23 protein-coding genes are annotated in these 23,800 nt (G+C 65.1%); 10 read left to right on the top strand and 13 right to left on the bottom strand.

Translation table 11 applies throughout. From position 1 onward, the window contains the following. Positions 1–200 precede the first annotated feature (200 nt). Positions 201–1,133, top strand: coding sequence for an IS110 family RNA-guided transposase (locus RHPLAN_RS01570; protein ID WP_068013255.1), 933 nt, complete (start codon positions 201–203; stop codon positions 1,131–1,133). A 189-nt stretch (positions 1,134–1,322) separates the two neighbouring features. Here the strand turns inward: RHPLAN_RS01570 and dapB are convergent, their stop codons facing one another. The 8 genes from dapB to dnaK form a co-directional block, all read right to left on the bottom strand. Continuing rightward, positions 1,323–2,138 (bottom strand): 4-hydroxy-tetrahydrodipicolinate reductase, encoded by an 816-nt coding sequence (gene dapB / locus RHPLAN_RS01565; RefSeq protein ID WP_068013252.1) that lies wholly within the window; start codon positions 2,136–2,138, stop codon positions 1,323–1,325. Positions 2,139–2,154: 16 nt separating this feature from the next. Continuing rightward, positions 2,155–2,457, bottom strand: a complete 303-nt coding sequence (locus RHPLAN_RS01560; protein WP_068013250.1) for a DUF1330 domain-containing protein — start codon at positions 2,455–2,457, stop codon at positions 2,155–2,157. A 16-nt stretch (positions 2,458–2,473) separates the two neighbouring features. Then, the gene (locus RHPLAN_RS40070; protein WP_198164673.1) at positions 2,474–3,100 is read right to left on the bottom strand and encodes a DUF1330 domain-containing protein; all 627 of its coding nucleotides are present in this window, start codon (positions 3,098–3,100) and stop codon (positions 2,474–2,476) included. A 13-nt stretch (positions 3,101–3,113) separates the two neighbouring features. Then, positions 3,114–3,809, bottom strand: a complete 696-nt coding sequence (pyrF, locus tag RHPLAN_RS01550) for an orotidine-5'-phosphate decarboxylase (protein WP_068013248.1) — start codon at positions 3,807–3,809, stop codon at positions 3,114–3,116. After that, positions 3,809–4,390: an NADPH-dependent FMN reductase gene (locus RHPLAN_RS01545; RefSeq protein ID WP_068013246.1), complete on the bottom strand. Its 582-nt coding sequence runs from the start codon at positions 4,388–4,390 to the stop codon at positions 3,809–3,811. The genes pyrF and RHPLAN_RS01545 overlap by 1 nt, the downstream gene beginning before the upstream one ends. Before the next feature lie 113 nt (positions 4,391–4,503). Then, positions 4,504–5,052: a class I SAM-dependent methyltransferase gene (locus RHPLAN_RS01540; protein WP_157100743.1), complete on the bottom strand. Its 549-nt coding sequence runs from the start codon at positions 5,050–5,052 to the stop codon at positions 4,504–4,506. Positions 5,053–5,237: 185 nt separating this feature from the next. Continuing rightward, positions 5,238–6,374 (bottom strand): molecular chaperone DnaJ, encoded by a 1,137-nt coding sequence (dnaJ, locus tag RHPLAN_RS01535; RefSeq protein WP_068013245.1) that lies wholly within the window; start codon positions 6,372–6,374, stop codon positions 5,238–5,240. Positions 6,375–6,538: 164 nt separating this feature from the next. After that, positions 6,539–8,458, bottom strand: coding sequence for a molecular chaperone DnaK (gene dnaK / locus RHPLAN_RS01530; protein ID WP_068013244.1), 1,920 nt, complete (start codon positions 8,456–8,458; stop codon positions 6,539–6,541). Between the two features lie 564 nt (positions 8,459–9,022). Between dnaK and RHPLAN_RS01525 the strand changes: the two genes are divergently transcribed. Next, positions 9,023–9,997: a hypothetical protein gene (locus RHPLAN_RS01525; RefSeq protein WP_068013242.1), complete on the top strand. Its 975-nt coding sequence runs from the start codon at positions 9,023–9,025 to the stop codon at positions 9,995–9,997. 12 nt (positions 9,998–10,009) lie between these two features. Here the strand turns inward: RHPLAN_RS01525 and grpE are convergent, their stop codons facing one another. Both grpE and hrcA read right to left on the bottom strand, forming a co-directional pair. Then, on the bottom strand, positions 10,010–10,603 hold the full coding sequence (gene grpE, locus RHPLAN_RS01520; RefSeq protein WP_068013241.1) for a nucleotide exchange factor GrpE: 594 nt from the start codon (positions 10,601–10,603) through the stop codon (positions 10,010–10,012). Positions 10,604–10,683: 80 nt separating this feature from the next. Continuing rightward, positions 10,684–11,760, bottom strand: coding sequence for a heat-inducible transcriptional repressor HrcA (gene hrcA / locus RHPLAN_RS01515; protein ID WP_068030370.1), 1,077 nt, complete (start codon positions 11,758–11,760; stop codon positions 10,684–10,686). Between the two features lie 118 nt (positions 11,761–11,878). Between hrcA and RHPLAN_RS01510 the strand changes: the two genes are divergently transcribed. From RHPLAN_RS01510 to RHPLAN_RS01490, 5 genes are all read left to right on the top strand, one after another. Beyond that, positions 11,879–12,841, top strand: coding sequence for a Bug family tripartite tricarboxylate transporter substrate binding protein (locus tag RHPLAN_RS01510; RefSeq protein ID WP_068013239.1), 963 nt, complete (start codon positions 11,879–11,881; stop codon positions 12,839–12,841). Between the two features lie 99 nt (positions 12,842–12,940). Continuing rightward, a complete protein-coding gene (gene rph, locus RHPLAN_RS01505) occupies positions 12,941–13,654 on the top strand; it encodes a ribonuclease PH (protein WP_068013237.1) in 714 nt (237 codons plus the stop codon). Position 13,655: 1 nt separating this feature from the next. Beyond that, positions 13,656–14,312, top strand: a complete 657-nt coding sequence (rdgB, locus tag RHPLAN_RS01500) for an RdgB/HAM1 family non-canonical purine NTP pyrophosphatase (RefSeq protein ID WP_068013236.1) — start codon at positions 13,656–13,658, stop codon at positions 14,310–14,312. Between the two features lie 78 nt (positions 14,313–14,390). After that, positions 14,391–15,563 (top strand): radical SAM family heme chaperone HemW, encoded by a 1,173-nt coding sequence (hemW, locus tag RHPLAN_RS01495; protein ID WP_068030368.1) that lies wholly within the window; start codon positions 14,391–14,393, stop codon positions 15,561–15,563. A 90-nt stretch (positions 15,564–15,653) separates the two neighbouring features. Beyond that, positions 15,654–17,255: a B12-binding domain-containing radical SAM protein gene (locus RHPLAN_RS01490; protein ID WP_068013234.1), complete on the top strand. Its 1,602-nt coding sequence runs from the start codon at positions 15,654–15,656 to the stop codon at positions 17,253–17,255. A gap of 85 nt (positions 17,256–17,340) precedes the next feature. Here the strand turns inward: RHPLAN_RS01490 and RHPLAN_RS01485 are convergent, their stop codons facing one another. Next, positions 17,341–18,576: a penicillin-binding protein activator gene (locus RHPLAN_RS01485; RefSeq protein WP_068013233.1), complete on the bottom strand. Its 1,236-nt coding sequence runs from the start codon at positions 18,574–18,576 to the stop codon at positions 17,341–17,343. Positions 18,577–18,714: 138 nt separating this feature from the next. On the opposite strand from RHPLAN_RS01485, the gene rsmI reads away from it, so the two are divergent. Both rsmI and RHPLAN_RS01475 read left to right on the top strand, forming a co-directional pair. Beyond that, complete coding sequence (gene rsmI / locus RHPLAN_RS01480) at positions 18,715–19,632, top strand: 16S rRNA (cytidine(1402)-2'-O)-methyltransferase (RefSeq protein WP_068013231.1); 918 nt, start codon at positions 18,715–18,717, stop codon at positions 19,630–19,632. Continuing rightward, positions 19,616–20,005 carry a YraN family protein gene (locus RHPLAN_RS01475; RefSeq protein ID WP_068013229.1) on the top strand — a complete coding sequence of 130 codons (390 nt, stop codon included), beginning with the start codon at positions 19,616–19,618 and terminating at the stop codon, positions 20,003–20,005. Before rsmI ends, RHPLAN_RS01475 begins: the two co-directional genes overlap by 17 nt. A 123-nt stretch (positions 20,006–20,128) precedes the next feature. Here RHPLAN_RS01475 and RHPLAN_RS01470 read toward each other — a convergent pair whose 3' ends face one another. Beyond that, the gene (locus tag RHPLAN_RS01470; RefSeq protein WP_068013228.1) at positions 20,129–21,805 is read right to left on the bottom strand and encodes a methyl-accepting chemotaxis protein; all 1,677 of its coding nucleotides are present in this window, start codon (positions 21,803–21,805) and stop codon (positions 20,129–20,131) included. A gap of 85 nt (positions 21,806–21,890) precedes the next feature. Between RHPLAN_RS01470 and gshB the strand changes: the two genes are divergently transcribed. Next, a complete protein-coding gene (gene gshB / locus RHPLAN_RS01465) occupies positions 21,891–22,835 on the top strand; it encodes a glutathione synthase (protein WP_068013226.1) in 945 nt (314 codons plus the stop codon). 58 nt (positions 22,836–22,893) lie between these two features. On the opposite strand, the gene RHPLAN_RS01460 is transcribed toward gshB, so the two are convergent. After that, positions 22,894–23,757 carry a glutathione S-transferase family protein gene (locus RHPLAN_RS01460; RefSeq protein WP_068013225.1) on the bottom strand — a complete coding sequence of 288 codons (864 nt, stop codon included), beginning with the start codon at positions 23,755–23,757 and terminating at the stop codon, positions 22,894–22,896. Positions 23,758–23,800 lie beyond the last annotated feature (43 nt).

Raw genomic sequence — 23,800 nt, 5'->3', positions numbered from 1 at the left:
AGGCGGACTATCTCCGTCATCCTTGTAAGTCACGAATCGCTTCGTCGGCTAGAGTTGTCGGCGCGGTGGCGGACGGGAGACCGTCTCATCCTGGGGCTATGAAGCCCGGACCTCAGCACGGGCATCCGTCCGCCGTTCCATCGAACCCGAACAGTCGCGAGGGCCGCAAGCGAAGCCCGGTTGCGCAAGGAAGGGTGAAGATGGACACGATCTACGTTGGCATTGATGTATCGAAAGACCGTCTGGACGTTCATGTGCGCCCTGGCGGTGAGGCCTTTGCGGTCGAGCGGAACGGCAAGGGTCTGGAAGACCTGGTGGACCGTCTGCGAGGGCTTTCGCCTTCGCTGATTGCGGTGGAGGCGACGGGCGGCTTTGAGACGATCGTTGCGGCAGCGGTGGCTGGAGCTGGACTTCCGCTTGCAGTGGTGAACCCAGCTCAAGTTCGGCACTTCGCACAGGCCATCGGCAAGCGCGCCAAGACCGATCCGATCGATGCGGGCGTGATCGCCCACTTCGCGGAGGCGGTCAAACCTGAGCCGCGGCCGATGCCTGAAGAAACAGCCGTGCTGCTCGCCGAGTTGGTCGGCCGGCGGCGCCAGATCATCGAGATGCTGGTGGCCGAGCGGCAGCGCGAGAAGCACGCCAGCAACGTGCGGGTTCGCAAGAGCCTGGCGCGGCACATTGCCGTTCTCGAGAAGGAACTGCCGAGCATCGATCGGGACATCGATGGTCTGGTTCGTGGCGCCCCGGTCTGGCGGGAGAAGGAGGACCTGCTCATCTCGGTTCCCGGAATCAAGAACACGCTGGCCCGCATCTTCCTCGCGGAAGCGCCTGAGCTCGGCAACCTCGATCGCCGTCGCATCGCAAGCCTGGCTGGTGTGGCGCCCTACACCAGACAATCGGGCCGCTGGCGGGGCAAGGCCATGATCGGCGGAGGTCGCACGGCGCTTCGCTCGGCTCTGTTCATTGCCGCCTTGACGGCCAGTCGCCACAACCCGGTGCTCAAGGCCTTCTACGCCCGACTGCTCGCCGCCGGTAAGCCAAAGAAGGTCGCGCTCATCGCGGTGGCCAGGAAGCTCCTCACCATCATCAACGCCATGCTCAGAGACAGCAGAAAATGGCAAAACACTTGACGGGAGACACAGTCGCTGAGGCGCGAGCCTTAAGCGCGTTTACGCGCGTCTTCGACTCGCTATGGCGAGCCTCGAAAGATGCGGCCCCAAACTCCCGGGCCGTCTCCTTCGAGGCTCGTTCGCTTCGCTCACTCGCACCTCAGGATGACGGGGAGAGAGCGTGCTCGTCCCAGCATCAGTAGACGAGCGTCAAAAGTCCTTCAGCCCCAGCACGTCGGCCATCGAATAAAGCCCGGGCGCCTTGCCGCGCGCCCAGAGCGCGGCGTGCAACGCGCCGCGCGCGAAGATCATGCGATCCTCGGCGCGATGCACCAGCTCGACGCGCTCGGCCGGGCCGGCAAAGATCACGCTGTGCTCGCCCACCACCGAGCCGCCGCGCAGCGAGGCAAAGCCGATGTCGCCCATCTTGCGCGCGCCGGTCTCGCCGTCACGGCCGCGTTCGGAGTGCTTGGCGAGGTCGATGCCACGGCCCTCGGCCGCCGCGCGGCCGAACATCAGCGCGGTGCCGGACGGCGCGTCGATCTTCTTGTTGTGATGCATCTCGAAGATCTCGATGTCGAACGAGGCATCGAGGGTCTTCGCCACGCGCTTGGTCAGCGCAGCGATCAGATTGACGCCCAGGCTGAAGTTGCCGGACTTCACGATCGGAGCCTTCTTCGCGGCCTCAGCGACGATCTTCTCGTTCACGCCCGAAAGTCCCGTTGTGCCGATCACATGCACGCAGCCGGCGCGCGCCGTGAGCTCGACGAGCGCCACAGTCGCGGCCGGAATGGTGAAATCGATCACGCCATCGGCCTTGGACAACAGCCCGGCTGCATCCGAGGTGACAGCGATCCCGTTCTTGCCCAGGCCTGCCAATTCGCCGGAATCGCGACCGATCACCGCCGAGCCCGGCCCTTCCAACGCGCCCGCAAGCGTCAGCTCTTTACTGTCGGCAATTGCTTTGATCAGCGTGCGACCCATACGCCCACCGGCGCCGGCCACGATCAGCCGCATCTCGGACATGGTGTGACTCCAGTTTTTACGGCTGCGGCCCGTCGTAGCCTTCGACGATGATCAGATCGGTGATCGCGTTGGCCTGGCGGATCTTGAGGTTGGCCTGGTACTCGGGGGAGCGATAGCAGGCCACCGCGGTCGCGTAATCGGGAAACTCGATCACCACGTTGCGCGAGCGGCTCTGGCCTTCGGGGCATTCGTGCTTGCCGCCGCGGATGACGAACCTGGCGTTGAACTTCTTGAAGATCGCAGGGTTGGCCAGCGCATAGGCCTTGTAGCCCTCTTCGTTGTTCACCTCGACACGCCCGATCCAATACGCCTTGGCCATGTGCGCTCCTGTTGGCTTACGCCTCGCCGACACCCTCGATGATCACCAGATCGAAATCGGCGTTGCCGCGGCGCAGGTCGATCGCCGCCTGATATCCGGGCGAACGATAGCATGCACGCGCGACGTCATAGCTCGGAAATTCAACCGCAACGCTGCGGCTCCTGGCGCGTCCTTCCATCAACTCGGAGCGGCCGCCGCGGACCAGAAACCGCCCGCCGTATTCGCTGAAGACGGCCCCGACAGCGTCCTGGTAAAGCCCGTAGCCCTCGGGATCGAGCACGTCGATGTGGGCGATCCAATACCCGCGAAGCGCGGCCGGCTGGGGCGCTGTCGGCAGAATTTGCGGCTGCGGCCCGCTGTAGCCTTCGACGATCAGGAAATCGCAGACCGAATGCGGCTCGCGCAGCGGATGCGCCTTGGAATAGTCCGGGCCGTGGTAGAACTCGTGCGCCTCGTCGTACGAGTTGAATTCGCGCAGCACGTTGCGCGCCCGCATGGTGCCTTCGACCACCTCGCGACGGCCGCCGCGCGCGAGCAGCCGCGAGCCGAAGCGCTTGTGCGCGGCGTCCGCAGTGTCGCGATAGGCCTGAAAGCCGCTCGGATTGCTGACGTCGAGATGCGGAATCCAATAGCCCTTCGCCACGACACAAACTCCATCAGCGGCCCGCGGCCGCGATCTCGGCGAGGATAGCATCCGCTGCGGCTTTGGGGTCGGGCGCCGCGACGATCGGCCGGCCAACCACGAGATGGTCGGCGCCGGCCGCGATCGCGGCCGCGGGCGTCATCACACGCTTCTGGTCGCCCTTTTCGGAGTCCGCGGGGCGGATGCCCGGCGTCACCAGCACCATGCCGTTGCTGATGATCGGCTTGAGATTGGCGGCCTCCTCGGCCGAGCAGACCAGACCGTCGACGCCAATGTCGCGGGCCTGCGCGGCACGCTCGGCGACGAGCTCGGGCACGGTGAAGTCATAGCCTGCGGCAGCGAGATCGGCGTCGTCATAGGACGTCAGCACCGTGACGCCGAGGATGCGCAAGTTCGAACCTTTGCGCGCATCGACAGCGGCATGCATGGTCTGCGGATAGGCGTGCACCGTGAGGAACGTCGCGCCGAGCTTGGCGACGCTCTCGACGCCCTTGCCGACGGTGTTGCCGATATCGTGCAGCTTCAAATCGAGAAACACCTTCTTGTTGGCGCGGATGAGCGTCTCGGCGAAGGAGAGCCCGCCCGCGAAGGCGAGCTGATAGCCGATCTTGTAGAACGTCACCGAGGCGTCGAGCTTCTCGACCATTGCGGCTGCGGCCGCGACGGACGGCACATCGAGCGCAACGATCAGCCGGTCTTTGGGGTCCATCACGCGATCTCCTGCGCGGCTTCGGTGAGGCGTTGCGCGACGCGCTTCAGCGTCGCCGCGGCGCGCTCGTCTTTCAGATTGTCCATTTCGTCAAAGGCCTCACTCGCATGAAACACCGTGATCTGCTCGGGCAGCACCAGCGCGCCGCAGCCGAGTTCGAGAATTTGCCGCAAGGCCATCAGCGAACGCAACGCGCCGTAGGGCGAATTCGAGGCGCCACCGATGGCAAAAACGCGGTGCTTGAATGCCGCCAGCGGCGGCTCGTCGCGCTCGCGCACACGCGAGATCCAGTCGATGGCATTCTTCAGAAGCGGCGTCACGGACGCGTTGTATTCCGGGCTGGCGATGAACACGCCGTGATGCGCCGCCATCATGGATTTGAGGTTTTGGGCATGGGCCGGCGCGCCGTTTTTCTGCTCGTCGGCGCCGTCGTAGAGCGGCAGAGGATAATCCTCGAGCGAAACGCGGGTGACCTCGGCGCCTGCCAGCGCCAGCTCCTTGGCGGCCAGCGCCGCGAGCCGCGCGTTGAACGAGCCGGTGCGGATCGAGCCGGCAAACACCAGGATTTTCGGAACCGACATCGGAGAACCTGCGGGTTCCGGATGCCCTAACACAGGCATCCGCCGCCGTCATGGCCGCGAGGCGCCCATCAGGGTGAGGCGGAGAGATAACGGAAACCAATCGTGAGAGGGCATCAGCCCTTGCGATAGACCCACACGCGCGCGGGCGGCAGGTTCTGCCAGACCAGCGCGGAGGCATGCGCCGTGATGTCGTGGCTGGCCCGCTTCGGGATCGGCGTCACCATCGCGTAGGTGAACTGCACGAAGGGCGCGTCCGGCGCCATCAGCTCGAAGGCTTCGTCGATCAGCCGGGTGCGCTGGCGGAATGGCTTGGTCTGCAACGGCAGGCCTGACACGACAGCGGCTGCAGGCTCTTTCAGCAGTCCGCCCAGCAGATGCTGGATACGATAGGCGTCGCCCTGAATGACCGTCGCCTCCGGATAGCGCGTGCGCAGGAGCCGGCAGAACGACGGATTGAACTCGACGAGAAACAAGCGCGACGGCTCGACACCTCGCTCGACCAGCGCCTTGGTGAGTGCACCAGTGCCGGAGCCCAGCTCAATGACGGGGCCAGGCGCATCGGGATCGACGGCACGCGCCATCGCGCGTGCGAGCATCTTGCCGGAGGGCGTGACCGCGCCCATCGAGAGCGGCTTTTCGATCCACGAGCGGATGAAAGCCATCTCATCGAGGAAGCTCAATCCGCTTCTCTGCTCCAGAAGCCGAATCCGTCTCTCGATCTTTTTTTCGAGCATCTGGAACGCGAGGAGGGGCATGGATTAATTATGACAACACTGCGACACGACTATCAATCGGTAATAGGCGAAAGGCCAAGGGTCAAGCCGGATGGGAGGGGTGGATGCGCCGTTCAGCCCGAACCGGCGCCGCTGCCGAAGAAGTCCTTGACCCGAGCAAAGAAACCCGCCGCCTCGGGATGGGTTTCCTGAGACGACAGTTTATCGAACTCGGCGAGCAATTCCCGCTGTTTCTTGGTGAGATTCTGCGGGGTCTCAACCACCACCTGCACATACATGTCGCCATGCTGCTTTGCACGCAGCACGGGCATTCCCTTACCACTGAGGCGAAACCTCCGGCCTGACTGGGTGCCGGATGGCACCTTGACCCGCGCCTTGCTGCCGTCGATCGAAGGAACCTCAAACTCGCCGCCGAGCGCCGCCGTCACCATCGAGATCGGCGCGCGGCAGTGCAGATCGGCGCCATCGCGCTGAAACAGCTCATGGCCCGCGAGCGACAGAAAGATATAGAGATCGCCAGGCGGCCCGCCGCGCAGGCCCGCTTCGCCTTCGCCGGCCAGGCGAATGCGCGTGCCCTCCTCGACACCGGGCGGAATGTTCACCGACAGCGTGCGCTCGCGCGTCACACGGCCGGCGCCTGAGCAGGCTGGACATGGATCCTCGATCACCTGGCCGCGGCCCTGGCAGATCGGACACGTGCGCTCCAGCGTGAAGAAGCCGCCCTGGGTGTGACGGATGCGGCCATGGCCGCCGCAATGCTGGCAGGTCTTGGGCTTGGTGCCGGGCTTGGCGCCCGAGCCCGAGCAGGTTTCGCAGGTCACGGATGTCGGCAGCCGCACCTGCGCGGTCTTGCCGTTGAAGGCGTCCTCGAGCGTGATCTCCATGTTGAAGCGGAGGTCTGCGCCGCGCTCACGGCCCGAGGTGCGCTGGCGCGCGCCTCCCATGCCGAAGATGCCTTCGAAGATGTCGGAGAACGCCGAGCCGAAATCAGCGCCGAAGCCCTGCGCGCCGCCGCCCATGCCCTGTTCGAACGCCGCATGGCCGAAGCGGTCATAGGCGGCGCGCTTGTCGCCGTCCTTGAGCACGTCATAGGCCTCGTTGATTTCCTTGAAGCGGTGCTCGCAATCCTTGTCGCCGGGATTGCGGTCGGGATGGTGCTGCATCGCAAGCTTGCGATACGCGGCCTTCATCTCGGCCTCGCTCGAGCCTTTCGCCACACCCAGTACTTCGTAGTAGTCGCGTTTTGCCATTGCCGGCTCGCGTCGCCCTCTGTCGTCGCCTGACCGCTTCCCCCGATCCCGGCGCTGCCCGCGTATGCCTCAGAAGCTCGAAACAAACAAATGGCCCGGCGCCGAGGCACCGGGCCATCGCTGATCAGTGACCGTGATTCACCATGGCTCCGGTCTCCCGGTGCTTAGGCGGATTTCTTCTTGTCGTCGTCGACCTCGGTGAATTCCGCGTCGACAACGTCTTCCTTCTTGCCGGGTTCGCCCGCCTGGGCTTCCGGCCCGCCGGCGCCAGGCTGGCCTTCCGGCTGCTTGTACATCGCCTCGCCGAGCTTCATCGAAGCCTGCGCCAGCGCATTGGTCTTGGCCGCGATCGCATCGGCGTCGTCGCCCTTGAGCGCTTCCTTGAGATCGGCGATGCCGTTCTCGATTGCTTTGCGCTCAGGTTCGGCGACCTTCGAGCCATGCTCGGCCAGGGCCTTTTCGGTGGAGTGGATGAGTGCCTCGGCGTGGTTCTTCGCCTCGACCGCGGCCTTGCGCTTCTTATCCTCCTCGGCGTGAGACTCGGCGTCCTTGACCATCTTTTCGATGTCAGCTTCGCTGAGGCCGCCCGACGCCTGGATGCGGATCTGCTGCTCCTTGCCGGTGCCCTTGTCCTTCGCCGACACGTTGACGATGCCGTTGGCGTCGATGTCGAAGCCGACCTCGATCTGCGGCACGCCGCGCGGCGCCGGCGGGATGCCGACGAGATCGAACTGGCCGAGCATCTTGTTGTCGGCCGCCATCTCGCGCTCGCCCTGGAACACGCGGATCGTCACCGCGCCCTGGCCGTCCTCCGCGGTGGAGAACACCTGCGACTTCTTGGTCGGGATCGTGGTGTTGCGATCGATCAGCCGGGTGAACACGCCACCCAGAGTTTCGATGCCGAGCGACAGCGGCGTCACGTCGAGCAGCAGCACGTCCTTGACGTCGCCGGCGAGCACGCCAGCCTGAATGGCCGCGCCGACCGCAACGACTTCGTCCGGATTGACGCCCTTGTGGGGCTCCTTGCCGAACAACTGCTTCACGACCTCCTGGACCTTCGGCATGCGGGTCATGCCGCCGACCAGGACGACTTCGTTGATCTCGGCCGCGGACACGCCCGCGTCCTTCATCGCCTGACGGCACGGCTCGATGGTCTTCTGCACGAGGTCATCGACCAGCGCCTCGAACTTGGCGCGGGTGAGCTTCATGGTCAGGTGCTTCGGACCGCTCGCGTCCGCTGTGATGAACGGCAGGTTGATCTCGGTCTGCGTCGTGGACGAGAGTTCGATCTTCGCCTTCTCGGCGGCTTCCTTCAGCCGCTGCAGCGCGAGCTTGTCCTTGCGCAGGTCGATGCCTTGGGTCTTCTGGAACTCGTCGGCCAGATAGCTGACGAGGCGCATGTCGAAGTCTTCACCGCCCAGGAACGTGTCACCGTTCGTGGACTTCACCTCGAACACGCCGTCGCCGATCTCGAGGATCGACACGTCGAACGTGCCGCCGCCGAGGTCGTAGACCGCAATCATGCCGTTCTTGGACTTGTCGAGACCGTAAGCCAGCGCAGCCGCGGTCGGCTCGTTGATGATGCGGAGCACTTCGAGGCCCGCGATCTTGCCGGCGTCCTTGGTGGCCTGGCGCTGCGCGTCGTTGAAGTAGGCCGGGACGGTGATGACCGCCTGATCGACCTTCTGCCCGAGATTGGCTTCCGCAGTCTCCTTCATTTTCTGAAGGATGAAAGCCGAAATCTGCGAGGGCGAATAAGTCTTGCCGTCCTCCTCGACCCAGGCATCGCCGTTCGACGCCTTGGCGATCTTGTAGGGGACGAGTTTCTTGTCTTTCTCGACCATCGGGTCGTCGTAGCGGCGGCCGATCAGCCGCTTGACCGCGAAGATGGTCTTTTCCGGATTGGTGACCGCCTGGCGCTTGGCCGGCTGTCCGACGAGGCGCTCGCCGTCGTCAGTGAACGCCACGATCGATGGCGTGGTGCGCATTCCTTCCGCGTTCTCGATGACCCGCGGAGTCTTGCCTTCCATTACGGCAACGCAGGAATTGGTGGTGCCGAGGTCGATGCCGATGACCTTGCCCATGGTGTACCCTCTCTTTCACAGCAGATCGGTTGAGCCCTTTACGGCACCCATGCCCGATCCCCAATTAACGATTTCCGCCGCAACTGCGGCGTTGTGGCTCATATAGGAGGGACCCCTTACCCCGCAAGGACTTGATGGGGTTTGCAGGCCCCCTAGGACCGCAATTCAGAGCTTCGCCCGATGGATTTGGAGCGGTTCGGCGCCATCCGGCAGCCAGAGGCCGCAAACCGCGATATAGACCGGCTTGCCGCCCGCGCCGGCCACGCGGCTCAAGGTTGGCGCCAGCACGGCGACCAAAGCGCGTCATGGCCGGTGCGCCGCTCGGGCCGGCGAGCCCGGTGTGCCGTTCGATAATTGGCTGGCGTCGTCGGTGCCGAGCAACGTCTCCCGCCTGAGCCCGAAACGGCAGCGGCAGCGCGACCAGCAGCCAGACCGGCACCACGATGGCGCCGAGATTCGACTGGCGCAGCAGACTGTTGGGCATCAAACGGGCCATTTCGGGGACCACCCAGAGATGCCTTAGCAGGGTTGAGTTTCGCTTAACGGGGCCGCATATCGGTGAGCATGAAAAACCGCCCGCTGATCGCCGTGCTTGCCGCCTGCGCTCTCTGGTTCGCGCTGACAGCTTCCGGGATCCTCCAGGCGACAACTGCGGCGGCTGCGGATGCGGTGTTCCCCACCGCGTCGCGGCTTGGACTTGTGCCGCCGGCCGGGCTGCAGGTATCTCCCACATTTCCGGGCTTTGAGGACAACGGCAAGACGGCCTTCATCCGCCTGATCGCGCTGCCGCAGCAGGCCTTCACCGAGATCGACAAGACCATGACCAATGACGCCCTGAAGAAGCAGGGCATGGTCGTGGAAAAGCGCGAGACGCTGAAGCTTCCGGCCGGCAACGCCATCATGGTGCTATCCCGGCAGGAGACGCCGGCCGGCCGAATCCGCAAATGGCTGCTGATCGCGCCGCTCGAAAACCTCACCGCCATGGTGTCGTTCGAGATGCAGGCAAAGTCGCCGCCGCTCTATTCGGACGACGCGGTGCGCAAGGCCTTCGCAACGGTGACGGCGCGAGCCACCGTGCCGGACAATGAGCAGCTCATGATGGTGCCGTTCCGGATCGGTGACACCGCGGGGCTCCGGCTGGTGCGCGTGGTGCCCGGCGTCGCGGCGCAGTTCACCGACGGCCCGAAGGATGGGCTCGAAGCGCTCGACCAGCCGCAGCTCGTGATCGCGGCGGCATCCGGCGGGCCGGAGCAGACGACCGACCGCGATCAGTTCGCGCGCAACGCAATGAACGGTCTGCCGCCGATGAAGGAGGTGCGGATCTCAAGCTCGGAAAGCATGCGGATCGGCGGCCAGCCTGGCCACGAGGTGCGGGCGCTCGGCAAGGACCCGCAGACCGGCGCCGAGATCGAGATCGTGCAGTGGCTGCGCTTCGGCACCGGCGCCTATTTGCGGATTCTGGGGCTGGCGCCGAAGGACCATTGGACGGAGTCGTTCACGCGCTTTCGCGCGGTGCGCGACGGCCTCGAGCCGCGCTGACGAGGAACGAACTTACTGCGTGGGGTTGTCGTTGGCGGACGCCGCGGGCGCGGCCTTCGCGCCGCCCTTGGAGACCGCGACCAGCGCGGGACGCAGCACGCGCTCGCCGATCGTATAGCCGGCTTGCATCACCTGGACGACCGTGCCGGACGGCACGCTGGCATCTTCCATCTCAAACATCGCCTGATGGCGGTTGGGATCGAACTTCTGGCCCATCGGATCGAGTTTCTTGACGCCATTCTTTTCGAGCACGTTCATCAACTCGCGCTCGGTCAGTTCGACTCCGTCGAGCAGCGACTTCACCGCGTCGTCGGCATTGGCGCGCAGCTCGTCGTCGAGCGCCTGCATGGCGCGATGCATGTTGTCGGCCACGCCCAGAATGTCGCGCGCAAAGTTGGAGATGCCATAAACCCGCGCGTCCGCGACCTCGCGGTCGGTCCGCTTGCGCATGTTTTCCATGTCGGCGAGCGTGCGCAGCAGCCGGTCCTTCATCTCGGCCAGTTCGCGGTCGAGCGAGGTCGAGGCCTTCGGTGCCGCCGCGGCATCGGGCTGCACCGGCGTGTCGGCTGCGGTCTCGGGCTGTGGAGGCGTGTCGCGGTTGTTCATGGTGCCCGGGATATCAGGGCAAAGAGCGAAAAAATCAAGCGGGTTCGAGGGATTCGGGAGCAGCGGATCAGCCAAATCCGTCAGGAGCCCAACAATCGGCCGACCACCTTGGCGGTGTAGTCGACCATCGGGATCACCCGGGCGTAGTTCAGCCGGGTCGGGCCGATCACGCCCAGCACGCCGACGATGCGGCCGGCGCGGTCGTGATAGGGCGCGATGATGGTCGAGGAGCCCGACAGCGAGAACAGCTTGTTTTCGGAACCGATGAAGATGCGCACGCCCTCGGCGCGCTCGGCGCGGCCGAGAAGATCGATGACGTCGCGGCGGGATTCGAGATCGTCGAACAGGAGCCGCACGCGTTCGAGGTCTTCGAGAACCTTCAAGTCTTCGAGCAGATGCGCCTGACCGCGCACGATCAGCTTGCGCTCGTCGCCGTCGCCGCCGGACCAGCTCGCAAGCCCGTCAGCGACCACCTTCTGGGTCAGTTGATCGAGCTCGGCTTGCGCCGCGGCGCGCGCCTGCTCGAGCTCGCCGCGCACTTCGGCGAGCGTCTTGCCGCGGATGCGCGCGTTCAGGAAGTTCGACGCCTCGGTCAGCGCGGAGGCCGGCAGGCCGACCGGCAGCGGCAGAATACGGTTTTCGACCTGGCCGTCCTCGCCGACCATCACGACCAGCGCGCGCTCGGGATCGAGCCGCATGAACTCGATGTTCTTCAGCCGCGCATTCGCCTTCGCGGTCAGCACCACGCCGGCCGCGCGGGTGAGACCCGACAGCAGACCCGAAGCCTCGCTCAGCACGTTCTCCATCGACTTGCCGGCGCCGGCGACTTGCGCCTCGATCTGGCGGCGCTCGTTCTCGTTGAGGTCGCCGACCTGCATCAGCGCGTCGACGAAGAAACGCAGGCCAAGCTCGGTGGGCAACCGTCCGGCCGAGGTGTGGGGGGCGAAGATCAGCCCGAGCTGCTCGAGGTCCGCCATGACGTTGCGGACCGAAGCCGGCGACAACGGAGTCTGGATCAGCCGTGACAAGTTGCGCGAGCCCAACGGCTCGCCGGTCGCCAGATAGCTTTCGACGATCTGCCGGAAAATCTCGCGCGAGCGCTCGTTGAGCTGCGCGAGGCTCACCTGATTGCGGCCAATCGGCACGTCCTGGGACACGTCAAACCCCTCCTGCACATCAGAATTGTCCATTTGGACCCAGCACTTCAAGTCGCCCAACTCTGATATGCTCTGCCGTTCAAGCTGGCGGTAGACCGGCTGACCGGGAGGACGCGGCATGAGTTTCTTGTTCCGCGCATTGGCTGTGCTGTGGCTGGTCCTGACCGGCACGGCGGCGCATGCGCAAGGCTACCCCAGCAAGCCCATCACGTTCGTGGTGCCGTTCGGGCCGGGCAGCGGCAGCGACCTGATTGCGCGCATCATCGGCCAGCGGCTGTCCACCGTGCTGGGCCAGGGCGTCATCATCGAGAACAAACCCGGCGCGAACGGCGCGATCGCGGCCGTGCAGGTCGCGCGTTCGGCGCCGGACGGTTACACGATCTTTCTCGCCAGCAACACGCCAATGTCGGCGGCGCCGAGCCTGAACAAGTCCATCGCCTACGATCCGATCAAGGACTTCCAGCCGCTTTGCCGGATCGGCAGCTTCACACAACTGCTGCTGGTCAATCCGGGCATTCCGGCAAAGTCGATCGCGGAGCTGATCGCCTACGCCAAGGCCAATCCCGGCAAGCTGTCGTTCGCCAGCGCCAATGCCTCGTCGATCGTGGCGGGCGAGACGCTCAAGCGGGCCGCGGGCCTCGATCTGCTCCACGTGCCCTATCGAAGCTCGCCGCCTGCGGTGCAAGACGTGATCGGCGGCCGCGTGTCGATGCTGTTCACCGACATGGCGACAGGCCTGCCGCATCACAAAAGCGGTGCGCTGCGCGGGCTTGCGACCACACGACTGCAACGAAGCTCGCTGGTGCCGGATCTGCCGACGCTCGATGAAGCCGGCGTGAAGGGCTTCGATATGGATTCCTGGGCGGCGTTCTTTCTGGCGGCCAACACACCGCCCGATATCGTCACGCGGCTGAACACCGAATTGCGCAAGATCATCGACGATCCCGAAATCAAGGCGCAGATCGCGGCGACCGGCTTCGAAGCTTTCTCCAGCTCGACCGAAGAGCTCGACAGCTTCGTCAAAGTGCAGCTCGTGAAGTGGACCAGGATGATCAAGGACGCCGGCATCCAGCCCGAGTGATCCCGTAAGGGGGACGGCGCGAAAAACCGCAAAGGCACTGGCTTTTTCGCGACCATGCTCTAAAACCGGCCCGAAATTTCGTGTCGATGGAGAATGCTTATGCGGCCCAGCCGCCGACAGCCCGACGAGCTTCGCGCCGTGTCGCTCGAGCGTGGCGTGGTGAAATACGCCGAAGGCTCGTGCTTCGTGAAATTCGGCGACACCCATGTGCTCGTCACCGCGACGCTGGAGGAGCGGCTGCCGCCGTGGCTCAAGGGTCAGGGCCGCGGCTGGGTCACTGCCGAATACGGCATGCTGCCGCGCGCCACACATGAGCGCACGCGCCGCGAGGCGTCCTCCGGCAAGCAGAGCGGCCGCACCGTGGAGATCCAGCGGTTGATCGGACGGAGCCTGCGCTCGGTGATCGACCTGCCGGCGCTCGGCGAGAAGCAGATCACCATCGACTGCGACGTGGTGCAGGCCGACGGCGGCACGCGCACCGCCTCGATCACCGGCGCCTGGGTCGCTCTCAACGATTGCCTCACCTGGATGCGCACGCGTGAGATGATCAAGACCAATCCGCTGCGCGATCAGGTCGCGGCGATTTCGTGCGGCGTTTACAAGAACGTCGCGGTGCTCGATCTCGATTACGCCGAAGACTCCGAAGCCGAGACTGACGCCAATTTCATCATGACGGGCTCGGGCAACATCGTCGAAATCCAGGCCACCGCCGAGAAGACGCCGTTCAGCGAGGCTGAGCTGCTGTCGCTTCTCGCGCTCGCCCGCAAAGGCATCGGCAAACTTGTCGATCTGCAAAAGATGGCGGTGATGTAGCGTGGCGGCGCAGGATCGGGCCCATCGCCGCATCACCGGCCGGCTCGTGATCGCGACGCATAATCCCGGCAAGCTTGCCGAAATGCGTGATCTTCTGTCGCTCTACGGCGTCCAAGCCACCTCGGCGGGCGAACTCGGCCTGCCAGAGCCGGAAGAAACCGGAACCAGCTTCCGCGCCAATGCGCTGATCAAAGCAGCGGCAGCCGCGAAGGCGACCGGCCAGCCTGCCTTCGCCGATGACTCGGGCCTCGTGGTCGACGCGCTCGATGGCGATCCGGGCATCTATTCGGCGCGCTGGGCCGGGCCGGAAAAAGATTTCCGCGCCGCCATGAACAAGATTCAGAGCCTCCTGGTGGAACGCGGCGCCAAAACGCCCGAGCAACGGCGCGGCCGTTTTGTCTCGGCACTGTGCGTCGCCTGGCCGGACGGTCATGTCGAGGAATTCGAGGCAACGGTCGACGGAACCATCGTCTGGCCGCCGCGCGGCAAACTCGGCTTCGGCTACGATCCGCTGTTCAAGCCGGACGGCCACGACCGCACCTTCGGCGAAATGCCATCCGAGGAGAAGCACGGTCTGCCGCCGCGCGCCCGGGGGCTGTCGCACCGCGCCCGGGCATTCCTCGCGCTTGCAGACGCCTGCCTGACGAAGTCCGGGTGATCCTCCGGTAACACTGTTTCGCGAACCGACGATCTTATTCGCTTGTCGAATCCCGGCTTCGAGCATAAGCCTCCGGCCATGTCAGACTCCGCAGCAGCGCCCAACTCAGCCGCCGCCTTCGGCGTCTATGTGCATTGGCCTTTCTGCCTGTCGAAGTGTCCGTACTGCGACTTCAACAGCCATGTACGCCATGCCGCGATCGACGAGGCGCGGTTCCTCCGAGCCTTCGAGACTGAAATTGCCACGACCGCCGGGCGCGTGCCGGGGCGCACCGTCACCAGCATCTTCCTCGGTGGCGGCACGCCGTCATTGATGCAGCCCGGGACGGTCGGCGCCATTCTCAACGCCATCGGCAAGCATTGGCCAGTCGCGCGCGACGTCGAAGTGACGCTCGAAGCCAATCCGACCAGTGTCGAAGCGACTCGCTTTCGCGGCTATCGCGCGGCCGGCGTCAACCGCGTGTCGCTCGGCGTGCAGGCGCTCGACGATGCTTTGCTGAAGGAGCTCGGCCGGCTCCACACCGCACGCGAAGCGCTCGACGCGGTTGCGATCGCGCGGCAGAATTTCGAGCGCTACTCGTTCGATCTGATCTATGCGCGACCGCGGCAGACACCGCAGCAGTGGCAGGCCGAGCTCAAACGCGCCATCGGCGAGGCCGCCGAGCATCTGTCGCTCTATCAGCTTACCATCGAGCCCGACACGCCGTTTGCGACGCTGCACAAGAGCGGCAAGCTCATCACGCCCGACGATGACTCCGCCCGGGAACTGTTCGATCTGACCCAGGAGATTTGCGGCGCGGCGGGGCTTCCCGCTTACGAAGTGTCCAACCACGCTCGCCCCGGAGCCGAGTGCCGGCACAACCTCGTGTACTGGCGCGGTCAGGAATATGCCGGCATCGGACCCGGCGCCCACGGCCGGCTCGACATCGACGGCCGGCGTCATGCCATCGCGACCGAAAGGCGACCCGAAACCTGGCTGACCCAGGTCGAAGCCACCGGCCACGGCGTCGTCACTGACGAGGTGCTGTTGCCGGAGGAGCGCGCCGACGAATTCCTGCTGATGGGGCTCCGCCTTGCGGAGGGCATCGACCCGGCGCGCTACACAGCCCTATCGGGGCGCACGCTCGATCCCGCCCGCATCGAGACACTAGCGGCCCATGGCTTCGTGGCACGGGACCGCCATGGCATCCTGCGGGTCACGCCGGCGGGCTTCCCGGTGCTCGATGCCGTGGTGGCGGACCTGGCGGCGTAGAAATACGTCAAGACGCCGGGCGCTTTTGCCGCATGTCCGGAATTTCCTGACAACATCTCGTTTTCGCCACTTCGCTGTGCTTCATTTCGAATCGAGGTAGGGGATTTCACAAAGGATTTCGCCGTGCGGCGGCTGCTCTGCGTATTTCCGCGCTACACACCCTCGTTCGGATCGTTCGAATTCTCCTATCCGCTGACGGACGGCATCCGCGCCTTCATGCCGCCGCAGGGCCTGCTGGTGATCGCCGCGTCGGCCCCGAAGGATTGGCAGGTCCGCTTCGTCGACGAGAACCTCGATCCCGCAACCCCAGACGATTTCGAATGGGCCGAAGTCGTGTTCGTCAGCGGCATGCATGTGCAGCGGCCGCAGATGCAGGACATCCTGCGCCGCGCCCATGCCAAGGATCGCACCACGGTGCTGGGCGGCTCGTCCGTGTCGGCTTGTCCCGAACACTATCCAGACTTTGACTATCTCCATGTCGGCGAAATGGGCGACGCCACCGACGAGCTGTTCGCCCGCCTTGAACAGGACGCCACGCGGCCGGAGCGCCAAATCGTTCTGAAGACGGTGGTGCGGCGCGAGCTGACCGACTTCCCGGTGCCGGCCTATGAGCTCGCGCAGCTCCGCAAATACTTCATCGGCAGCGTCCAGTTCTCCAGCGGCTGCCCCTATCAGTGCGAGTTCTGCGACATCCCGGCGCTGTACGGCCGCAATCCGCGCTTCAAGACACCGGAACAGCTCACCGCCGAACTCGACAAGATGGTGGAGTGCGGTCTCTCCAACGCTGTCTATTTCGTCGACGACAATTTCATCGCGCACCGGCGCGGCGTCCGCGAGCTTCTGCCGCATCTCGTCGAATGGCAGAAGCGCAATCGCTATCCGCTGTCGTTTGCCTGCGAGGCGACGCTCAACATCGCCAAACGGCCCGAGATCCTTTCGCTGATGCGCGAGGCGATGTTCGAGACGATCTTCTGTGGCATCGAAACTACGGACGCCGATGCGCTCAAGGCGATGGCCAAAGAGCACAACAACATGGTGCCGATCCTCGAAGCCATCGAGACGCTGAACGGCTACGGGATGGAGGTGGTGTCAGGCATCATCATGGGGCTCGACACCGACACAGCGGATAGCGACAAGCGGCTTTTGGACTTCGTCAAACACTCGCAGATTCCTCTGCTCACCATGAACCTGCTGCAAGCGTTGCCGCGCACACCGCTGTGGGACCGGCTCAAGCGCGAGCAGCGCCTGATCGAGGATGACGACGACCGCGAGTCCAATGTCGTGTTCCGGCGGCCGTATGAACAGGTGCTGGCCGAGTGGCGCGAATGCATGCGGATCGCCTACCAGCCCGAAGCGCTCTACGAACGCTACGAACATCAGATCAAGGCGACCTATCCCAACCGGCTGCACCCGAAGGACAGCGTGCTGCGCGCGCCGACCTGGGCCAACATCCGCAAGGGCCTCACCATTGTCGGGCGGATCTTCTGGTTCGTTGGCATCCGCGGGTCATATCGCCGGGTGTTCTGGCGCTTCGCCTGGGCGCGGCTGCGCACCGGGAATTTGCAGGACCTGGTCATGGTGGGCCTTGTCGCCCACCACCTGATCCTGTTTGCCCGCGAAGCCTCGTCGGGACGCCGCGACGCCTCGCACTACAACTTCAAACCGAGCGAAGAACTCGTCGCGGCCGAGTGACGGTCACTTCGTTTGCGCATGTCCTTTTCGGAAAACCGGTATCCACCCCGGATCAAGTCCGGGCAGGCTTTTTCCAGGACATACGCTAGATTCCGGAATTGCCGAAGGCGCGCGGCGGCGGGGCGACGACCTGACCGCCGCTCGGCGTCACCTTCAACACCGCGAGCCCGCGCTCGTTGGTGCCGTCGCGGCGGAAACGAAACAGGCCGTCGATGCCGGCGAAGCCTGACGGGTTGGTGAGCGACTGATCGGAGAAGCGCTGCGGCCCCTGCGTCTTGACCAGCGCAGCCACGAGCGCCACGGCATCATAGGCAAGCGTCGCGGTGCGCACCGGGTCCTGGCCGTAACGCGTGCGGTAGCGCGCCACGAAGTTGCGGAAGCCGGTGCCGTCCGGTGCCGCATAGAGGCCGCCCTGCAGCGACGAATCGTTGAAGATGCGCGGATCGTCCCACAATCCCGTCCCAAGAAGCTGCACGCGCCTGGTGTCGAGACCGGCGGCGGTCAGCGCCTGCACGACCGAGGGCACGACCTCCGGCCCCTCGGGAATGAACACGGAATCGGCGCCGCGCGCCGCCTGGGCGACGATCTTGGCCGGCACTTGCATCCTGCTGGCGTCAAACTGGTAGCGCTCGGAGGCAACGATACGGCCGCCCTTGCGCGACACCACCTGCTTGAACTCGGCCTCGACCACGTTGCCGTAGGCGCCGTCCGACAGCATGGCGGCGAACGAGCGTTTGCCGGTTGCGATCGAATACTCGACGATGCGGTCGACGTCGGACTCCGGCAGGAAACTCAGGAGATAGACGCCGCGCGCCGCAACCGTCGCGTCGGTCGAAAACGCGATCACCGGCACGCCACGTTGCCGCGCGACCGCGCCGACCGTGCCGACCGAATGCGCGAACAGCGGACCGAGAATGATCTCGGCGCCCTCGCTCAAGGCTTGCTGTGCGGCCTGCTGCGCGCCGGAGGAATTGCCGGCGTCGTCCTTCACCAGAAGCCGGACGTTCGGGCTGTTGAATTCGGTGAGCGCCATCTCCGCGGCGTTCTTCATCGACAGCGCCACGGTGCCGGCATTGCCGCCGGCCGACAACGGCAGGATCAGCGCGACGCGGACGCCGCCAGCGCCGACCTCGCTGCCCGCTTGCGGCGCAGTGCCGCCCGAGGGCGGTGGCGGCTGCTGCGACGACGGCGTGGTGGCGTTGAACAACTCGGACACGCCCGAGCACGCCGACAGCAACGCCAATGCGCCGGCCGTCAGGCCATGGACGCAGGCGCGGCGCGACAACAGGGATCGAAACTGGACCCGACAGCCCGGGACCATGACCGGTTACCTCGACACAATGCTGGCTGCGCCAGCCCACCCCACCAACCCGGCATCTTGACGACGATAAGTTAACCGAATGGAAAGGATAACGAATTCCTTCCGATCGCGGTGGCGTACCGGCGCCTGGCCGCTACAATGGCGGCCATGCGGGACAACTCGTCCAAGACCTACATCCTGGCAGGCCAGGCGGTCGAGCCCCCGCGGCTCGCCCCGGGGCTGCATCTTGTCGCGACACCCATTGGGAACCTGCGCGACATCACGATCCGCGCCCTGGAAACACTCGCAGCCGCCGATCTCATCGCCTGCGAGGACACCCGTGTGACCCGCAGGCTCCTGGATCATTACGGTATCTCCACCCCACTGACCCCCTATCACGAGCACAATGCCGCAGCCGCCCGGCCCAAGCTCATGGCCCGGCTCGGCGACGGCGAAGCCATCGCCCTGGTCTCAGATGCCGGAACCCCGCTGGTCTCGGACCCGGGCTTCAAGCTTGTCCGGGAGGCCCGCGAAGCCGGCCATCCGGTGCTGGCCGCGCCAGGCCCCTCCGCGGCGCTGACGGCGCTGATCAGTTCGGGCCTGCCGACCGACCGGTTTTTCTTCGAAGGCTTTCTGCCGGCCAAGACCGGCCAGCGCAAAGCTCGCATCGCCGAGCTTTCGGCGGTCGCGGCCACGCTGATCTTCTACGAAGGCGGCCCACGTGTGGCGCAGTCGCTTCAGGCGATGGCCGATGGTTTTGGCCCCCGGCAGGCTGCGGTGTGCCGGGAGCTGACCAAGATGCACGAGGAGGTGCGGCGCGGCGACCTCGCGACGCTGGCGCAGCAGTACGCCGAAGGCGCCGAAAGCCGCGGCGAGTTCACCATCGTGGTCGAGCCGCCGGCCGACGACGAGGTGCTCGACGCCGATGCGGTCGACGACCTGTTGCGGCGGGCCCTGCGGCAGGGCTCGGTGAAGGATGCGGTCAGCGATGTGGCGGCGGCGACCGGCCGGCCGCGTCGCGAGCTCTATCAGCGCGCGCTTGAACTCGGCGGACACGGCGATGGCGCGGCGGAATAGCGCCGATCCGCCGAACCCCGAACGCGTCGCGGCGTTCGGGCTTGGCCTCTCGGCCGAAAGCCGGGCCGCCGCTTATCTCGTGGCCAAGGGCTATCGGATCGCCGCGCGACGATTTCGCAGCCCGGTCGGCGAGGTCGACATCGTGGCGCGTCGCGGCCGCGTGCTCGTCTTCGTCGAGGTGAAAGCGCGGGCCACGCTCGATGCAGCGGCCGAGTCACTGCAAACGCGGCAGCAACGCCGGATCGCAGCCGCCGCCGCGGCCTGGCTCTCGCTCAATCCGCACGATATCGACAAGGACATCCGCTTCGACGCGGTGCTGGTCGCGCCCGGAAAAATTCCGCGCCACATCCCGGCGGCGTTCGAAGCGGAATAACGCGCTGGCCGCAAATGCGGCTCAGGGCATGATCCCGAAAAGTGTGAAGCGGTTTTCGGAAAAGATCATGCCCAAACAAGAGGAAGGGGCGACGGGTCTGATTCAACGAAGTTGAATGAGACCCTAGCCGGCGCGAAGCTTCAGCGTGAATTCCTCGACCTGATCGCGAATGCGATGGGCGATGCCGCCAAGCTCTTCGGCGACGGCGCGCACCGCCATCACGTTCGTCCGGGTGTTCTCGGTGGCGTCGTCGACCCGGCTCACCTCTTCGGCCGTGTCCGCCGTGCGCCTGGCCGCGATGTCGACGCTGCGCGCAATTTCCTGCGTGGCGGCGCCCTGCTCGGTCACCGCGGCCGAGATTGCGCCGCTGATCGCGCCGATGTCGCGGATCGTGCGCGCGATGGTGCTGATCGCTTCGATCGAGCGCAGTGTGGCCTGCTGCATGTCGGCGATCTGCTTGGCGATGTCGTCGGTGGCGCGCGCCGTCTGGCCGGCCAATGCTTTCACTTCGCCCGCCACCACGGCGAAGCCGCGACCGGCTTCGCCAGCCCGCGCCGCCTCGATGGTGGCGTTGAGCGCCAGCAGATTGGTCTGCTCGGCAATATCGGTGATGAGACGAACCACGTCGCCGATGCGCCGTCCGGCCTCGCCCAGCTCCTGCATCGCGGCGTTGGTGCGCTCGGCTTCGCCGACCGCCTGCTCGGTGATGGAATTCGACTGCGTCACCTGCCGGTCGATCTCCATCACCGACGCCGCAAGCTCGTCAGCGGCCGAGGCGATGTCGCGCACATTGGCCGAGGCTTCCGACGACGCGTTGATGGCACCTTCGGTGCGGTTGGCAGCCCGGTCGGCGGCTGCGGCGAGCTGCCCTGCGGCTTCCGTGACCTGGTCGCTGATGGTGCTGAGATTGACGATGCTCTCCTCGATCGAGGCCGCGAACGCCTTGGTGTCGGCCGACATCTTCTGCTGCTCCTGCTCCCGCGTCTGGGCGCTGTCGGCGGCCGCGCGGTTGAGCTCGAGGTTCGACAGCATCGCGTTCTGGAAAACGCTGATCGAGCGCGACAGCGCACCGATCTCATCGCGCCGTGTGGAGTAGGGGATCACCGCCCGCTCGCCGTTGGCGATCGCGCTGGTGACGCGCGTGATCGTTGTCAGCGGCCGGGCCACCGAACGCCACAGCAGAAACGCGCTTAACGCCGCCAGCAGCACCGCGGCGATACTGAGCGCGATCATCTCTTTTGCCGACGTGTCGGCATTGGCATTGGCCGCCGCATAGACCTCGCGGGCTTGACGCAGATAGACCGCGCCCAGGTTCTCCAACTCGCGGTTCAGCTCCTGCCGGTTCTCGCGCATGGTGGTCGTAAAGCCACGTTCGCGGGCCGCCGCCGGACTGATCTCGCTGCCAAGCCGGATCAGCTCTTTCCGGATGTCGTGGAATTTCTTGATCTTCTCGGCAACCGGCCGAAAGGCTGCGGTCTGCCGGGTCTGCCGGGCGTGGTCGGAGCTGAGTTCAAACAGCTCCTCATTGGCCTGCTTCATCCTGGCGATGAAAGCCGCGGCTTCGTCCGCGTCGTCCGACAAGAACATGCCGCGGGCTTCCGCCACCACGGCGTAGATCAGGCTGTTCATGCGCTCGACGGTCTGCGCGCCCTGCAGCGCGGCCTCGAATTCCGCGGTCAATTCGTTGTGCCGTTTCGCACTGTCGACTGCCACAATGACAAGCATCACCGTGGCGGTGGCGAACAAGGCGATGATCGCGTAAAGCTTGAGGAGAATGGAAACGTTCAGCCGCCGTGGCATTTTCACCCACCGTCACTACATCCGAAAATTGACTCGAAGGTGTTAACCCGGCGTTTACGTTCATGGCCCCGGTGCGGAGAATTTCATGGCTCTCAATGTCGCTGTGCAGATGGACCCGATCGAGCGGATCAACGTCCGCGGCGATTCGACTTTTGCGCTGTTGCTCGAAGCACAGGCGCGGGGCCACCGGCTCAGCTACTACACGCCGGACCGGCTGGCGCTGCTCGGCAACCGGGTGTCCGCGACCGTGCAGCCACTGACGGTGCGCGATCAGGTCGGGGACCATTTCACGCTTGGCGAAGGCAAGCGCACTGAGCTCGTCGATTTCGACGTGATCCTGCTCCGGCAAGACCCGCCGTTCGACCTCGCCTACATCACCACCACGCATCTCCTGGAGCGCGTGCATCCGGACACACTGGTCGTGAACGATCCGGCGCAGGTGCGCAACGCGCCCGAGAAGATGTTCGTCAACATGTTCACGGACCTGATGCCGCCCACCCTGATCAGTCGCGATCTCGCGGCGATCAAAGCGTTCCGCGCCGAGCACGGCGACATTGTGATGAAGCCGCTCTACGGCCATGGCGGCGGAGCGGTGTTCCGGCTCACCAAGGACGACCTGAATTTCGGCTCGCTTTACGACATGTTCGCCGTGACGTTTCGCGAACCCTGGGTGATCCAGAAATTCCTTCCCGAGGTGAAGGACGGCGACAAGCGCATCATCCTGGTCGACGGCGAATATGCCGGCGCCGTCAACCGGGTGCCTGCGGCGGACGATCTGCGCTCCAACATGGTGCGCGGCGGCTCGCCGAAAGAGACCGAACTGTCGCCGCGGGAACGGGAGATCTGCCACAGGCTTGCGGTGCCGTTGCGCGAACGCGGCCTCTTGTTTGTCGGCATCGACGTGATCGGCGGTCAGCTTACTGAAATCAACGTCACATCGCCGACCGGGATTCGCGCGATCAAGAATCTCGGCGGCCCCGATATCGCAGCGTCCATCTGGGACAAGATCGAGAGCAAGCGCAGGCGTTGAGGTTTAGCGCCCCGGCGACAGCGACAGCCAACAAAAGGCTGTCGCTGCGAAGCACGCTTCAGAAACCAGCGACCATTTCCAATGTCTTGCCCGCGGCCGCTTGCGCGCGATATGTCGCCTCGAGCCGCGCTCTGGCATCGTCGGGCATGACGATTTCCCTGGCGAATTCCGGCATCGCGCCCAACCTTTGTTTCCACGCCTGGACGCGTGGGTGCAGCCGCGCCAGCGGGTAGCCACCGAGCGACAGCCGGTGAGCATAGATGAACCAGGCGATGTCGAGCACGCTCAACTCCTCGCCCATCAGATAGGGCGCGCTGGCCAGACGTTGCTCAAATGCATCGAATTCGGCGCGGAATTTTCGCGCCGACGCTCGCGCCCGCTCGTCGGTAAAACCTTCCTTGGCGGCGCGTTGCCAGAATTCGATCTGGACGTTTTTCCCGTGGTCCGCGGCGCCTTGCACCGTGCCGGCGCCATTGGCGGCGTAGCTTTCGAGCGCCGCGGGAGGCTTCGGCGGACCCGGCGGATTGAACACGAAGCGGAAGCTCAACGTCCGCAGATCGAGATGCAGATCATCCTCGTGCCGCAGCAGGGCCGCGACCTCGTTTTCGTGGCCGGCGGGGATCAGCTTCGGCGAAGGAAATGCCTTTTCGAGATACTCGACGATGTCGTTGCTCTCGATGTGCACCGCGCCGTCATGCACCAACACCGGCACCAGACCGCGCGGATTGATCCCCAGAAACCACGGCTTGAAATTGTCGTTGGAATGCAGATCGACGGGATGCGACGTCCACGCGATGCCTTTGAGATTGAGAAAGATGCGAAGCTTCTGCGAACACGACGAGCCGGAAAAGTGCAGCACATGCACGCCCTTCCAGCCGAGCACCTCGCGCGTCCTGATATCGCTGTCGACGAGTTGGACCATCTCTGCCTCCGGCCGTTTTTTTCTGCCGCACAGCCGACATCGA

It is taken from the genome of Rhodoplanes sp. Z2-YC6860 (genome assembly GCF_001579845.1).
Classification (GTDB): Bacteria; Pseudomonadota; Alphaproteobacteria; order Rhizobiales; family Xanthobacteraceae; genus Z2-YC6860.
Note: the sequence above shows the minus strand (reverse complement) of the source record. Positions and strands in the feature narration are given on the sequence as shown.

Excerpts from the sequence above, each read along its gene's own strand:
- RHPLAN_RS01570 (WP_068013255.1), top strand. The coding sequence starts at position 201 with ATGGACACGATCTACGTTGGCATTGATGTATCGAAAGACCGTCTGGAC.
- dapB (WP_068013252.1), bottom strand. The coding sequence starts at position 2,138 with ATGTCCGAGATGCGGCTGATCGTGGCCGGCGCCGGTGGGCGTATGGGT.
- RHPLAN_RS01560 (WP_068013250.1), bottom strand. The coding sequence starts at position 2,457 with ATGGCCAAGGCGTATTGGATCGGGCGTGTCGAGGTGAACAACGAAGAG.
- pyrF (WP_068013248.1), bottom strand. The coding sequence starts at position 3,809 with ATGGACCCCAAAGACCGGCTGATCGTTGCGCTCGATGTGCCGTCCGTC.
- RHPLAN_RS01545 (WP_068013246.1), bottom strand. The coding sequence starts at position 4,390 with ATGTCGGTTCCGAAAATCCTGGTGTTTGCCGGCTCGATCCGCACCGGC.
- RHPLAN_RS01540 (WP_157100743.1), bottom strand. The coding sequence starts at position 5,052 with ATGGCTTTCATCCGCTCGTGGATCGAAAAGCCGCTCTCGATGGGCGCG.
- dnaJ (WP_068013245.1), bottom strand. The coding sequence starts at position 6,374 with ATGGCAAAACGCGACTACTACGAAGTACTGGGTGTGGCGAAAGGCTCG.
- dnaK (WP_068013244.1), bottom strand. The coding sequence starts at position 8,458 with ATGGGCAAGGTCATCGGCATCGACCTCGGCACCACCAATTCCTGCGTT.
- RHPLAN_RS01525 (WP_068013242.1), top strand. The coding sequence starts at position 9,023 with ATGAAAAACCGCCCGCTGATCGCCGTGCTTGCCGCCTGCGCTCTCTGG.
- grpE (WP_068013241.1), bottom strand. The coding sequence starts at position 10,603 with ATGAACAACCGCGACACGCCTCCACAGCCCGAGACCGCAGCCGACACG.
- RHPLAN_RS01510 (WP_068013239.1), top strand. The coding sequence starts at position 11,879 with ATGAGTTTCTTGTTCCGCGCATTGGCTGTGCTGTGGCTGGTCCTGACC.
- rph (WP_068013237.1), top strand. The coding sequence starts at position 12,941 with ATGCGGCCCAGCCGCCGACAGCCCGACGAGCTTCGCGCCGTGTCGCTC.
- hemW (WP_068030368.1), top strand. The coding sequence starts at position 14,391 with ATGTCAGACTCCGCAGCAGCGCCCAACTCAGCCGCCGCCTTCGGCGTC.
- RHPLAN_RS01485 (WP_068013233.1), bottom strand. The coding sequence starts at position 18,576 with ATGGTCCCGGGCTGTCGGGTCCAGTTTCGATCCCTGTTGTCGCGCCGC.
- rsmI (WP_068013231.1), top strand. The coding sequence starts at position 18,715 with ATGGCGGCCATGCGGGACAACTCGTCCAAGACCTACATCCTGGCAGGC.
- RHPLAN_RS01475 (WP_068013229.1), top strand. The coding sequence starts at position 19,616 with ATGGCGCGGCGGAATAGCGCCGATCCGCCGAACCCCGAACGCGTCGCG.
- RHPLAN_RS01470 (WP_068013228.1), bottom strand. The coding sequence starts at position 21,805 with ATGCCACGGCGGCTGAACGTTTCCATTCTCCTCAAGCTTTACGCGATC.
- gshB (WP_068013226.1), top strand. The coding sequence starts at position 21,891 with ATGGCTCTCAATGTCGCTGTGCAGATGGACCCGATCGAGCGGATCAAC.
- RHPLAN_RS01460 (WP_068013225.1), bottom strand. The coding sequence starts at position 23,757 with ATGGTCCAACTCGTCGACAGCGATATCAGGACGCGCGAGGTGCTCGGC.